General features: G+C 62.4%; 14 protein-coding genes. 10 read left to right on the plus strand and 4 right to left on the minus strand.

The genetic code is table 11. The annotated features are described in order from the left end of the window. Nucleotides 1-116 precede the first annotated feature (116 nt). Together yiaA and HDE72_RS20695 are read right to left on the minus strand one after the other, a co-directional pair. Nucleotides 117-548: an inner membrane protein YiaA gene (gene yiaA / locus HDE72_RS20690; protein ID WP_183744892.1), complete on the minus strand. Its 432-nt coding sequence runs from the start codon at nt 546-548 to the stop codon at nt 117-119. Between the two features lie 85 nt (nt 549-633). Beyond that, nucleotides 634-1,581 carry a DUF808 domain-containing protein gene (locus tag HDE72_RS20695; protein ID WP_183744897.1) on the minus strand — a complete coding sequence of 316 codons (948 nt, stop codon included), beginning with the start codon at nt 1,579-1,581 and terminating at the stop codon, nt 634-636. Between the two features lie 182 nt (nt 1,582-1,763). On the opposite strand from HDE72_RS20695, the gene HDE72_RS20700 reads away from it, so the two are divergent. The 3 genes from HDE72_RS20700 (at nt 1,764) to HDE72_RS20710 (ending at nt 4,984) form a co-directional block, all read left to right on the plus strand. Continuing rightward, the gene (locus tag HDE72_RS20700) at nt 1,764-2,405 is read left to right on the plus strand and encodes a LysE family transporter (protein ID WP_183744900.1); all 642 of its coding nucleotides are present in this window, start codon (nt 1,764-1,766) and stop codon (nt 2,403-2,405) included. Between the two features lie 127 nt (nt 2,406-2,532). Beyond that, nucleotides 2,533-4,341 (plus strand): DUF6600 domain-containing protein, encoded by a 1,809-nt coding sequence (locus HDE72_RS20705; RefSeq protein WP_183744903.1) that lies wholly within the window; start codon nt 2,533-2,535, stop codon nt 4,339-4,341. 367 nt (nt 4,342-4,708) lie between these two features. Beyond that, a complete protein-coding gene (locus HDE72_RS20710; RefSeq protein ID WP_183744906.1) occupies nt 4,709-4,984 on the plus strand; it encodes a DUF493 family protein in 276 nt (91 codons plus the stop codon). Here HDE72_RS20710 and gcvA read toward each other — a convergent pair. Continuing rightward, complete coding sequence (gene gcvA / locus HDE72_RS20715) at nt 4,977-5,870, minus strand: transcriptional regulator GcvA (RefSeq protein WP_183744909.1); 894 nt, start codon at nt 5,868-5,870, stop codon at nt 4,977-4,979. The two genes, HDE72_RS20710 and gcvA, sit on opposite strands and share 8 nt — an antisense overlap. A 99-nt stretch (nt 5,871-5,969) precedes the next feature. On the opposite strand from gcvA, the gene yfcF reads away from it, so the two are divergent. Further along, on the plus strand, nt 5,970-6,602 hold the full coding sequence (yfcF, locus tag HDE72_RS20720) for a glutathione transferase (protein WP_183744913.1): 633 nt from the start codon (nt 5,970-5,972) through the stop codon (nt 6,600-6,602). Here the strand turns inward: yfcF and HDE72_RS20725 are convergent. Further along, complete coding sequence (locus tag HDE72_RS20725) at nt 6,559-7,761, minus strand: multidrug effflux MFS transporter (protein ID WP_183744916.1); 1,203 nt, start codon at nt 7,759-7,761, stop codon at nt 6,559-6,561. The genes yfcF and HDE72_RS20725 overlap by 44 nt on opposite strands. Before the next feature lie 110 nt (nt 7,762-7,871). Here HDE72_RS20725 and pdxR point away from each other — a divergent pair, with 110 nt between their 5' ends. The 6 genes from pdxR (at nt 7,872) to ung (ending at nt 12,559) form a co-directional block, all read left to right on the plus strand. After that, a complete protein-coding gene (gene pdxR / locus HDE72_RS20730) occupies nt 7,872-9,329 on the plus strand; it encodes a MocR-like pyridoxine biosynthesis transcription factor PdxR (RefSeq protein ID WP_183744919.1) in 1,458 nt (485 codons plus the stop codon). 88 nt (nt 9,330-9,417) lie between these two features. Beyond that, nucleotides 9,418-10,122, plus strand: coding sequence for a lipoyl(octanoyl) transferase LipB (lipB, locus tag HDE72_RS20735; RefSeq protein WP_183744922.1), 705 nt, complete (start codon nt 9,418-9,420; stop codon nt 10,120-10,122). Between the two features lie 36 nt (nt 10,123-10,158). Then, complete coding sequence (gene lipA, locus HDE72_RS20740) at nt 10,159-11,175, plus strand: lipoyl synthase (RefSeq protein ID WP_183682327.1); 1,017 nt, start codon at nt 10,159-10,161, stop codon at nt 11,173-11,175. 135 nt (nt 11,176-11,310) lie between these two features. Beyond that, nucleotides 11,311-11,580, plus strand: a complete 270-nt coding sequence (locus tag HDE72_RS20745) for a type II toxin-antitoxin system Phd/YefM family antitoxin (protein ID WP_183744926.1) — start codon at nt 11,311-11,313, stop codon at nt 11,578-11,580. Then, the gene (locus tag HDE72_RS20750) at nt 11,561-11,866 is read left to right on the plus strand and encodes a Txe/YoeB family addiction module toxin (RefSeq protein ID WP_183744929.1); all 306 of its coding nucleotides are present in this window, start codon (nt 11,561-11,563) and stop codon (nt 11,864-11,866) included. Before HDE72_RS20745 ends, HDE72_RS20750 begins: the two co-directional genes overlap by 20 nt. A gap of 30 nt (nt 11,867-11,896) precedes the next feature. After that, complete coding sequence (ung, locus tag HDE72_RS20755; RefSeq protein WP_183744932.1) at nt 11,897-12,559, plus strand: uracil-DNA glycosylase; 663 nt, start codon at nt 11,897-11,899, stop codon at nt 12,557-12,559. The last annotated feature ends 427 nt before the right edge of the window (nt 12,560-12,986 follow it).

The raw sequence follows: 12,986 nt of genomic DNA on the forward strand, positions 1-12,986 counted from the left end.
ACGATGTCCTCTTGATCTACTACGGTCAAGAGGAACGAAGGGCAGAGCAGCGCCGTTGGCCCTGAGCTTGATTGAGCTACCTGTCGACCTTACTAAGACAGGCGCGTCAGCGGCGTTCAGGTTCCCGGAAGATCGGCTGTTCCCTCTGGCGCGGCGCGCGCTACATCGCGCACGTTCTTTTGCACGGCCACCGCAGCAAACAGGCTCAGTAAAAACGACATGGCATAAAAGCCCTTTTCACTGTTTTGCAGGCTGGCGTTGACCAGGCCGACCGTCAGCAACAGCAAAGCCAGCAGCACGGAAATCCAGCACAGGCCGAAATAAATGCCGGTGACGGCGATGCCTTCGCTGCGGTCGCGCACGGATTTTTGCAAGGAAATGGCGGCAAACAGGCCATACATCAGGATGGTGAAATAGTAGCCCTTTTCATTGAGCGCCATGCTGGCGTTCCACAGGCCGGACAGGTAGGTGATGGCGCCGATCAGCAGGGCAGCCCAGGAGGCGCCGATAAAGGCGGCGCTGGGGCGTTGGACTGGGGATGTCTGCATAGTTTCTCCATGGACAGTCAGGCGCCGCCGGCATGGCCGGGGCGGCGGGCACGGACGCGCCTGCCGCCCCATCAGACCAGAAAGCTTAGCGACGCGATTTGAGCATGCGCAACAAAGCCGAGACAGCCGTGACGCCGGCCAGCACCAGCGCGCCGGCAATCACGCCGCCGATGGCGTTGATCAGGCTGGGCGTGACCACCGCCAGCGCAGGCCCGATCATGGCCACGCTGGCGACCGCTACTTCTGCCTGGTGCAGCATGGCGCTGGCCCAGGGCCAGCCATGTGTGAGGATGCCGCCGCCCACCATGAACATGGCCACGGTGCCGACGATGGAAAGCAGTTTCATCAGCTTGGGGGCGGCCGATACCAGCAGGCGGCCCAGGCCGCGCACGCCATTCATCAGCTTGCCTGAGCCGGTGCGCGCAGACAGATAAAAACCCGCGTCGTCGAGCTTGACGATGCCGGCCACCAGGCCATACACGCCCACAGTCATGATCACGGCGATGCCGGCTACCACGGCCACCTGCTCGGCGAAGGTGGCGGCCGCCACCGTGCCCAAAGCAATCACGATGATTTCCGCCGACAGGATGAAATCGGTGCGGATGGCGCCCTTGATCTTGTCTTTTTCCAGCGCCACCAGGTCCACTTGCGGATCGCGCAGGGCTTGCGCCCGCTGCGCCTGGTGGCTGTCGTCCGGATGCAGAGTGTTGTGGGCGATTTTCTCGAAACCCTCGAAGCACAGATAAGCGCCGCCCAGCATCAGCAGCGGCGTGATGGCCCATGGCGCCAACGCGCTGATGGCCAGCGCAGCGGGCACCAGAATCGCCTTGTTCTTCAGGGAACCGACGGCCACCGCCCACACCACGGGCAATTCGCGCTCGGCGCGCACGCCGGACACTTGCTGCGCGTTGAGCGCCAGATCGTCCCCCAGTACGCCAGCCGTTTTCTTGGCCGCCACCTTGGTCATCAGGGCAACGTCATCGAGCACGCTGGCGATGTCGTCGAGCAAGGCCAACAGGCTGCCGCCGGCCATCTCAGCGCACTCCCATGGTGGTGATAGGAAATAGTGATACCTGGAAAGTGTTGTTTTTCATGATGTTATTCTTGGTTGTACAGCAAGATAAAGCCTGGAGACGATCTTACCCCAGGGATGGGCGGCAGCCGCGCACGCAGCGGAGTAAAATTGCTGTTCGTCATTATTTTTTTGGAATCAGCATGAGCTTCGCCACCTGGATCACCTTTGTCATCGCCGCCTCCATCATCGCTGTCTCGCCCGGTTCCGGCGCCGTGCTGTCGATGTCGCATGGCTTGTCGTATGGCGTGAAAAAAACCAGCGCCACCATCCTGGGGCTGCAGCTGGGCTTGCTGGTGGTGCTATTCATTGCGGGCGCCGGCGTCGGCTCGCTGCTGCTGGCCTCGGAAGTGGCTTTTAATATCGTCAAGACGGTGGGTGCGCTGTATCTGATTTACCTGGGCCTGTCGCAATGGCGCGCCAAGGTGGCCGTGGCGGGCGACCTGCATGCGCAAGCGGCGCTGCCATCGGGCGGCCGGCGCGTGCTGACGGGTTTCCTGACGAATGTGACGAATCCCAAAGGCATCATCTTCATGGTGGCGGTCTTGCCGCAGTTCATTAGTGCCGGCGCGCCCGTGCTGCCGCAATTGCTGATTTTGGCCGTCACCATGTGCACCATCGACCTGATGGTCATGCACAGCTATGCCTTTTTGGCGTCCTCGATGCAGCGCTTTTTCCGCGCCGCCAAGGCCGTCAAAAAGCAGAACCGTTTCTTTGGCGGCTTGCTGATGGCCGTGGGCACAGCCTTGTTTTTCGTCAAGCGGGGCGCCCACGCAACGAATTGAGCGTGCTTACGGCAGTGCATCTCATGCATTGCCAGATTTGCAAATATTTGTAAGCCCGCTTGTGGCGCGGTGTTGATCGCGCTGTAATGGTTTATGCCATTCCCTAGACCCTGCCTGGAGCGCTGCCATGCGTCCGTTCTTTTTGAAAACCCTGTGCGCGCTGGCCCTGTCGTCGGTGATGACGCTGGCGCTGGCCGATGATACGCCCACCCGCGTGGGCCGCCTTTCCACGGTCGAGGGGCAAGTGCTAGTGCGTACTGCGGATGGCGAAGCGCAAAACGCGCTGCTGAACTGGCCGGTGACCACCGACAACCGTTTCAGCACCATGCGCGGCGCGCAGGCGGAATTTCGTATGGGGGCCGTGGCCGTGCGCCTGGCTGGCGATTCTGAACTGGAAGTCAACCAGCTCGATGACGACAATTTCAAATTGCACCTCAGTTATGGCAGCGTCAGCGTGCGCGTGCGTAACCCCGATGCCCTGCGCGGTTTTGAACTGACCACCAACCAGGCCAGGCTTACCCTGACGGAGCCGGGCTGGGTGCGCATCGATGCCGAACGCCAGCCAGGCACCAGCGTGGTCAGCGTGCTCGAAGGCGTGGCGGACGTGGATGGCAGCTCGTCCAGTATCATCTTACGCGAAGGAAAGCGTGCCGAACTGACGGACGAGGAAGTGCGCACGGGGCCCTTGCAGCGCGTGGACTTCGACAACTGGCCCGAAGCGGTACCGGTGGCCACGCCCGCCTTGCGCTACGTGACGGAAGACGTCACCGGGTATGAAGAGCTGGACCGCTATGGTTCCTGGCAGGATGATGCCGATTATGGCCCCCTGTGGCTGCCGCGCACGGTGCCCGTGGGTTGGGCGCCCTACAGCGATGGCCGCTGGACCTGGGTTGCGCCGTGGGGCTGGACCTGGGTCGACAATGCGCCCTGGGGCTATGCGCCATCGCATTATGGCCGCTGGGTACTGGTGGGATCGCGCTGGTGCTGGGCGCCGGGCCGCGAGCGGGGCCGCACGCCCTGGGCGCCTGCATTGGTCGGCTGGGTGGGCGGCAATCACTGGCAGCCGCATGGCCAGCGGCCCGGCCCCGGTCCCGGTCCCGGCATCGGCTGGTTCCCCCTTTCGCCGCGCGACCGCTACGTGCCGGGCTACCGCGTCACGCCCGACTATGAACGCCGCATCAACCGGATCGCCGATGGCCGCCGCCCGTTGCCCTACGAGCGCGAGCGCCGCGACGGTTTGACGATGTTGCCGGGCGACCGTTTTGGCTCGCACCGCACGGTGGAGGTACCGCGTGGCAGCCGCGTCACCATGCCCGCGCCCCAGTTGCAAAACATGCCCTTGACGACGGCGCCGCCAGCGGCTGCCGGCTGGCAGCGGCCGCAAGTGATGCCGCGCCGCGAGTTCGAGACGCGCGAGTGGAACCGGCGCCCGGCCCGTTTGCAAACGGAAGCGCTGGAAGTGGCGCAGCCGCGTCCAGACTGGCGGACAACTGCACCGGCGCCGGTGATGAATCCGGCGGCGCCCCGTCCTCCCATGGCGCGTCCGCCGTTGGTGCGTTCGCCGATCGTGACGGCGCCGCCAGTGCCTGCCATGCCAGCGGCGCCACCCGTGCCGCCCGTGCCACCAACGCCGCAAATGCCGGCCGTGCCTGCCCTGCCGCCCGTGCAGAATCCGATGGCTTTTCCTCGCCGTGAACGTGAGCGTGATGAGCGTGCGCAGGAAGCGCCGCAGCGCTGGGAGCGCGAGCGCCGCCGCGAACCGCAGGCAGCGCCTCAGCCGCCAGCCCAGCCGCAGCCTCAGCCTCAGCCGCGCGCCATCATGCAGGCGCCCGAGCCACGGCAGGAGGCGCGTACCGAGCGCCCGCGTGAAAATCGTGAAAACCGCGAAACACGCCGTCCGCAGGATAGTCGTTCGCCGCCGCAACAGGAACGCTGAGACGCATTCTGGGCGGCGTTTTTTAACTTTCAGTCGCAGATTTCGACCGTTCGTCGCAATCTGCCACGTCGCATGGCCAGGTTTTGTTAATCTCTTGTTATTGCAAAATGCAACGGAGAAATCACCGCCCCGACCGGCCGCAAGCTGGCGCGGTGATGCGACGAGACAGCACAGCGTTTCACCCTATTTCTTTTTTTCCGATTTGAAATAGTTTTAGCCAGCCCCAGGGCTGGCTTTTTTTATACCTTGTGCGTGCGCAAGTGGCTGGTAAATGCAGCCGGTACCCGATTTTGGCTACAATACCGGCATGGGCAATGCCATCGCCTTGCCAGCTCTCTTTTTAATGTCGCACGTGATTGGAATGAATATGCAAACCATCCCCCCCAGTGAGTCGCTGATCGAATACCCCAGCGATTTCCCGATCAAGATCATGGGGCCGACGCATGTCGATTTCGCTCCCACCATGGTCGAACTGGTGCTGAGCCATGATCCGACCTTCCATGTCGGCCGCCTGGAAGAGCGTCCGTCCGGCAAAGGCAATTACACCGGCCTGACCGTGACCGTGCGTGCCGTCAGCCGCGAACAGCTTGACGCCCTGTACATGGCCCTGTCGGCACACCCGATGGTCAAGATCGTCATGTAAGCCCATGCGTCGCCTGGAAGCGGGCGACTTCGCCGAGCAGCCAGGCGCGGAAGGCCTGCACCGGTGCGCGCGCCGCCGCGCCGGGCGGGCTGACCAGGTAATACGCGTCGGGGCTGGGCGCCAGCGTATTGAACAGGCGCAGCAGCCGCCCTTCGGCCACCTCTTGCAGCACCACCACATGGCGCACCAGCGCCACGCCGTCGCCATCGATGGCCGAACGGATCAGCAGCGACAAATCCTCATACATCACGCCGCCCGTGGGTTCCGGCAGCGCCAGGCCCGCCGCCTGCAGCCATGGCTGCCATGGCTCGATCGAACGCAGCAAGTTTGCCTGCGCCAGGTCCGCCGGCGTGGCCGGCAAGTCGCCATGGCGGTAATCGGGGCTGGCGACGGGGTAATAGGCATCGCCCATCAGCGGCGTCACCAGCAAACCGGGATAATGGCCGCGCCCGAAACGGATGCCCACGTCGATGCCCTCGCCCGCCAGGTCTTGCAAGGCGCCGTTCGTTTGCAGCACCACTTCGATGTCCGGGTGGCGTTCGATGAAGCGGCCCAGGCGCGGCGCCAGCCAGCGCGCGGCAAACGAGGGAATCGACGTGATCGTCAGGCGCGTACTGCCGGATGGCGGGCGCAAGGCTTGCACTGCCGTGCCGATGTCTGCATAGGCTTTGCCCAGCACCAGCGCAAATTGCCGCCCTGCCGGCGTGACGCTCACGTGGCGGCCGTTGCGCACGAATAACGCCAGCCCCAGTTCGACTTCCAGCTTGCGCACCTGGTGGCTGATGGCGCCGTGGGTCAGGTGAAGCTCGTCGGCCGCGCGCGAAAAATTCTCGTGCCGGGCGGCCGCCTCAAAGGCGCGCAATGCTGAAAAATTAGGTAGTTTCATGTGAATAAAAATAACCAGAACGGGGAAAATATATCGTTTTGAGAGGCGTGCGGCAAGCTTTAAGATGAATCGTATTCACTTTATTCTGGAAAGCCCGTCATGTCCCTGCGCCTCTACGTCGACCATCTACGCATCAGTCCTTACGCCTTGTCCACCTTTGTCGCCCTGCACGAAAAGAAGCTGCCGTTTTCCATCAAAGACGTCAACCTGGGCGCGGGCGCCGCGCGCCAGCCGCCGTTCAGCACCTTGAGCCTGACGCAGCGCGTGCCCGCCATCGAGCATGACGGCTTTGTCTTGACGGAGTCTGGCGCCATCGCCGACTACCTCGACGATGTGTTTGGTCCATCCACCCATCCTTCGCTCTTGCCGCGCGCGATACAGCAGCGGGCCCGCGCGCGGCAGGTGCAGGCCTGGCTGCGCAGCGATTTGCTGGCGCTGCGCAATGAACGCGATACCACCGTCATCTTTCATGGCCCGCGCGCCGCGTCTGCGCCGCTGTCGCCCGAGGCGCAGGCGGCTGGCGCCAAGCTGCTGCATATCGCCGGCCAGCTGTTGCAGGGAGAATTCCTGTTCGGCACCTGGAGCATTGCCGACACGGACCTGGCGCTGGCGCTGCAGCGTTTGATACTGAGCGGCGAACCGGTCCCGGCCACCTTGCGCGATTACGCTGCGGCGCAGTGGCAACGGCCTAGCGTGCAGGCCTGGCTGGCGACGGTGCCCGTGCCCGCATAGACAGCAGATGCACGCCGGCAAAGGCCGCGCTGGCGCCTGCCGTGACCCATAGCATGGGCCGCGCGCTGCCGTCCGAAAGCGCGGCGATCAGCGCGCCGCAGGCGGCCGTGATCACCATCTGGATAAAGAAAAACAGGCCAGAGGCGCTGCCGGCCTGCGCGCCATAGGGCTGCAGCACGGCCAGCTGGCAAGCGGGTATGGCCATGCCCACTGACAACATCACCACCATCATGGGCGCCACCAGCGACGCCAGGTTCGACGGCGCCAGGCTGCCAGCGAGCAGCAGGCTGGCCGCACCCGCCACATTGAGCGCCACGGCCAGGCCCAGCATGCGGTCGGCGCCATGACGCGGCGCCCATTTCTGGAACAGCTTGGACCCGGCCATATACCCGCTCACCGTCAGGCCGAACACCAGCGCATATGCGCCCGGCGACAGCTGCATGCCTCGCTGCAAGAGCACCGACGATTCCGCGATAAAGGGAAAGTAGGTGCAATACACAAAACCGATGGCCAGCGCATAACGCATGAAATACGCATCGCCCAGCAGGCGGCGGTACAGCTGCAGCACATTGCCTTGCGGCATGGTCGTGGCAGGTTTGGTTTCCGGCAGATAGCGGGCGATCAGCAGCAAGGAAAGCAAGCCCAGCACGCATAGCACCACGAATACGGCGCGCCAGCCCAAGGTCACTTCCAGCACGCTGCCAAGCAAGGGCGCCACGATGGGCGACAGACCCATGCCCATCGAAATGCGGCCCAGCATGCGCGCCTGCGTGGCCGGCTCAAAACGGTCGCGCACCATCACTCTGCCGATGATGGTGCCGCTGCAGCCGCCAAATGCCTGCAGCACGCGCGCGGCGATCAGCACGGGAGCGCTGCTGGCGCAGGCGCAAACGATGCTGGCCAGCAGGTAAATTGCCGTGCCGGCCAGCAGCACGGGGCGGCGGCCAAGCCGGTCGGCCAGCGGGCCGCAAACCAGCATCGAGGCGGCCGAACCGGCCATGAACAGGCTCAGGGTCAATTGCAGTTGCGCATCGCTGGCGTGCAGCGCATCGGCCATGGCGGGCAGCGACGGCAGATAAATATCGATGCTGATGCGCGACAGACACACCAGCAGCAAGAGGATGGCGCTCCAGGCCCACAAGGGCAGCGGTTTATGCATGGTTATTCACAGGGACGGTTTCAGTGGAGCGCTGAGAATAGAACGGTTGTGGTTTAATAAGAAGCACCGGATATGAGAAATCTTATTAGACCACTTGGACGAGCATCATCATGCCGCGAGGAAAATCACCACAGGCGCTGGACTTGCCCCGTCCCGCCAACTGGCTGGACCAGGAAGGCGTCAGCAAACAAACCGGCGCTTATGAAGCGCTGCGTTCTGCCATCCTGGGCAAATTGCTGCCGGCCGGTAGCCGCTTGCCGTCCAGCCGTACCCTGGCCGAACGCTGGCAAGTGTCGCGCGGCACCATCGAAGCCGTGTTTGACCGCCTGCATGCGGAAGCCTATGTGACGCGCATCCCCGGTTCCGGCACCCGCGTGTGCGCCGTGGTGCCGGAACGTTTCCTCATGGCAGGATTTGAAGATGCCACCCCGGCCGGGCCATTTTCCGAGCCGGCACCGGTGTCCGATACGGGCGTGCGCGAGGGTTTGCCGTTTGTTGCGCGGCGCGCCGACGCCAGCCTGTTTCCCATGGCCGCCTGGTCCAAATGTGCGACGCGGGCGCTGGCTGCCGCCACGCCTGAGCAACTGTGCAGCGACGATCCGGCTGGCGACCCAGGCTTGCGCCGGCACATCGCCGATTACCTGGGCAAGTACCGGGGCGTGCGCTGCAGCCCGCAAGACATCGTGGTGACCACCGGCATCCGCCACGGGCTCGATTTGCTGGCGCGCAGCATCGTGCGTGCGGGCGATAAAGTCTGCCTGGAAGACCCAGGCTACCCGGCTGCGCGCGCCCTGTTTGCCATGAGCGGCGCCCTGCCGGTGGATATTCCCGTCGACGCAGAAGGCATCGATTGCGCCGCCCTGCGCCAGCATGCCGACGCCAGCCTGGTGTATGTGACGCCGGCGCACCATTCGCCGCTGGGGGTGACCATGTCCGTCACGCGCCGCCTGGAATTGCTCGAATGGGCCCGCGACAGCGGCGCCTGGGTGGTGGAAGACGATTACGACAGCGAATTCAATTACCACAGCGCCCCGCTGGCAGCGCTGAAGGCGCTGGATCAATACCAGCGCGTGGTGTATTGCGGCAGTTTCAACAAGACCTTGTTTACGGGCTTGCGCGTGGGTTTCATGGTGCTGCCGCCCGGCCTGCTGCCCTTGCTGCTGCGCACCTTGCAAGCGACGGGCCGCTCGGTCGGCATGACGGAACAGCTGGCGCTGGCCGCCTGGATGGAAGACGGCGCTTTCGTGCGCCATCTGCGCCAGGCGCGCCACGCCTACAAGGAAAGGCGCGACCTGCTGCTGGCCTGCCTGGAGCGCGATGCGCCCGGACGCTACACGATTTCCGGCCAGCAAGCGGGCTTTCATTGCATGCTGTGGCTGCCGCCAGGCAGTGATGAACGCGTGTTTTGCCTCCAGGCGGCGCAGGCAGGGCTGGCGCTGCAGCCGCTGGGCGATTTTTGCCACGGGGTGCAACTGGCGCCAGCCGTGCTGATCGGCTACACGGCCCTGAGTCTGGCCCAAGTGCGCCATGCAGCGCAAAAACTGGCCCTTTTATTGCTCATTGATTAAGCTTGTCGGGCGGTGAAGCGCTTGCCGCCCTGAAGTAATTGCGGGCCTGCTTTATAATCACGGCTACGCCGCCGACTACAGAGTTGTCATGACCACCACCCACACTGAAGCTGCGCTGATCCGCGAGCTCGGTCGCGTTGATTACGAACCGACCTTCGCCGCCATGCGCGCCTTTACCGATGCCCGTACCACGGAAACACGCGATGAGCTGTGGATCGTCGAGCACCCGCCCGTGTTTACGCTGGGGCTGGCGGCCGACCGTGGCCATTTGCTGGCCGGCGCCGAGAACGTACCGGTAGTGCAGACCGACCGTGGTGGCGAAGTCACTTTCCACGGCCCCGGCCAGGTGGTGATTTATCTGTTGATGGACTTGCGCCGCAACAAGCCGGGCGGCAAGCTGTATGCGCGCCAGTTCGTGCATAAAATCGAGCAAGCCATCATCAATGTGCTGGCGGCGTATAATCTTGCAGGCGAGCGCATCGATGGCGCGCCTGGCATTTATATCGCCGGCGGCCCGGACCAGGGTGCAAAGATCGCCGCGCTGGGCTTGAAAGTGCGCGGCAACGGCTGCACCTACCATGGCGTATCGCTCAATGTGGCGATGGACCTGGCGCCGTTTTCCTGGATTAACCCTTGCGGTTATTCCGGCCTGAAGACGGTGGACATGCGCAGCATGGGCGTGGAGGTGCCGTTGCTTGAGGTGCAGCGCGCGCTGGCCCATGAATTGACCGTATTACTCGATGTAACTGAAGTGAATAGCGCCGCAGGCGCGCCTCAGGCAGTCGTTGCCTGAGCAAACAAACCAACACGCCCGCAAGGGTACGCAGCCATGACTTCTGAGACCATTTCCAGCAACGCCCCCGTCGCTACCGCCGCTCCCGTCTACAACCCGAGCGAAAAGCAAAAAGGCGCCAGCAAGACTTCGCGCATTCCGATCAAGATCATTCCGATCGAACAGATCGAGCGCCTGAAAAAGCCGGACTGGATCCGCGTCAAGGCCGCCTCCGCATCGACCCGTTTCTATGAAATCAAGGACGTGCTGCGCGAAAACAATCTGGTCACCGTCTGCGAAGAAGCCAGCTGCCCGAACATCGGCGAATGCTTCGGCAAGGGCACGGCTACCTTCATGATCATGGGCGACAAGTGCACGCGCCGCTGCCCGTTCTGCGACGTGGGCCATGGCCGTCCTGATCCGCTGGACAAGGAAGAGCCGGCGAACCTGTCGAAAACCATCGCCAAGCTGCGCCTGAACTACGTCGTCATCACCTCGGTCGACCGCGATGACTTGCGCGACGGCGGCGCCGGCCACTTCGTCGAGTGCATCCAGCAAACGCGCGCCCTGTCGCCAAACACCCGCATCGAAGTGCTGGTGCCCGACTTCCGCGGCCGCCTGGAAAAAGCCCTGCTGCTGTTCAAGGATGGCTTGCCTGACGTCATGAACCACAACCTGGAAACGGCGCCGCGCCTGTACAAGGAAGCGCGTCCCGGTTCGGACTATATGCACTCGCTGAAACTGCTGAAAGACTTCAAGGCCATGTACCCTGGCGTAAAAACCAAGTCCGGCATCATGGTCGGCCTGGGCGAAACAGACGAGGAAATCTTGCAAGTGATGCGCGACATGCGCGAGCACGACATCGACATGCTGACCATCGGCCAGTACCTGGCGCCATCGAACAGCCACTTGCCAGTGCGCCGCTACGTGCACCCGGACGTGTTCAAGATGTTCGAAGCCGAAGCCTACAAAATGGGCTTCACCCACGCCGCCGTCGGCGCCATGGTGCGCAGCTCCTACCACGCAGATGAACAGGCGCACAGCGCCGGCGTGGAATCGGCACTGAACTTTTAAGCCGATTTCCATTCAAAATAACCGCCCGCCGCAAGCCGGGCGGTTTTTTTTGCCTGATTGAATGGATGTACAACATCCTGTACAATTATTGTGGGGGCGGCTGTCGCCTGTGGCTACAGAAAAGGACAATACGGCATGAATATCCTGACGTTCAGCGAGGCGCGCGCGGGCCTGAAAAGCGTGATGGACGATGTGTGCAACGACCACACGCCGACGGTGATCACGCGCGTCAATGGTGAGCACGTGGTGATGTTGTCCTTGTCGGATTACAACAGCATCGAAGAAACCATGTATCTGCTGGGCTCGGCAAAGAATGCCAGCCGGCTGATGGAATCCGTGGCGCAAATCAAGGCGGGCAAGGCCAGGACACGGGAATTATTGCGCCATGAAAAACAAGAAGGCTGAAAACAAGCAGCAAGCCAGGTCCGCCGTACTGGCCTGGAGCGATCATGCCTGGGAAGATTATCTGTTCTGGCAAGACGCGGATCTGAAAATTCTTCAAAGAATCAACGACTTGATCGAAGAATGCCTGGCCGATCCATTCAATGGTACGGGCAAGCCGGAACCATTAAAAGGCGATCTGACGGGTTGCTGGTCACGCCGTATCGACCGCCAGCACCGCCTGGTCTACCTGCCTGACGCGGGATGTATCTATGTGGCTGCATGCCGCTATCACTACGACGACAAGTAAGTTTTGAAAATCTGATGGATAGGATACGCCATGGACGTACGCATCGAAGCCTCATGGAAAGCGCGGCTGCAGCCGCAATTTGAGCAGCCCTACTGGGACAAGCTGTCGGCCTTCGTGAAGCAGGAATATGCGGCGGGGCCGTGTTTTCCCCCAGGCAAAGCCATTTTTCGCGCGTTTGACCTGACGCCTTTCGAGCAGGTGAAAATCGTGATCCTGGGGCAAGATCCGTATCACACGCCGGGCGCTGCCATGGGCTTGTGTTTCTCTATTCCGGAAGGCAACCCTCCCCAGCCCAGCCTGCAAAATATCTTCAAGGAATTGCACAGCGATCTGGGCCTGCAGCGCAGCCGCACGGATTTGTCGGACTGGGCCGAACAAGGCGTTTTTTTGCTCAACAGCGTGCTGACGGTGCGCGCCGGGGAAGCGGCGTCGCATGCGGGCAAGGGCTGGGAAAAGTTGACGGATAGCGCGATCCACACCTTGTCGAACGAGCGCGACAAGCTGGTCTTCATACTATGGGGAGGTTATGCGCAAGCCAAGCGCAGCTTGATTGATGCCCGCAAGCATCTGATCCTGGCGGCGCCCCATCCGTCACCGTTATCGGCACATCGGGGTTTCTTTGGCAGCAAGCCGTTCAGCCAGGCCAATGATTACCTGGTGTCAAAAGGAAAAAGTCCAATCAGCTGGGCTTGAGCGGGCTTCCGGTTTGCTCCGCATGCGGTCACGGTAGCGGCCTGGACAAAGCTGGTCAAGCAAAGAATCCGCGTATTTTCAGAAGCTTTCTTAAGCTGTCCACCCGCCGCAACGCTGCAGAAGCTATCTCTTTTGTTTCGGGTTTTTACGCTTGACGCAGGAAATGGCGCTGCCTACACTCGCCCTGTTTTCACTTTCATGGAGTCCTTGCGTGGGCGCTAGTTCCGATTGTAGTTGTTGCCAAAAAATGTATTTGGTCCTGTCCCGGTAAGATTCCGCAAGCACTGCCTTGCCACTATCTTGCCGTCGGCGGATGGTGGTATTGCTCTCTGCGCGCAGCCTGTCGCGTAGCTTCTGCTTACTCCCACTACACATATTGATTGCCAGGTCTTCGGTGCTTGTCCGAGGCCCCGGCACGACCTGATAC

Source organism: Janthinobacterium saanense, assembly GCF_014200675.1.
Classification (GTDB): Bacteria; Pseudomonadota; Gammaproteobacteria; order Burkholderiales; family Burkholderiaceae_D; genus Janthinobacterium.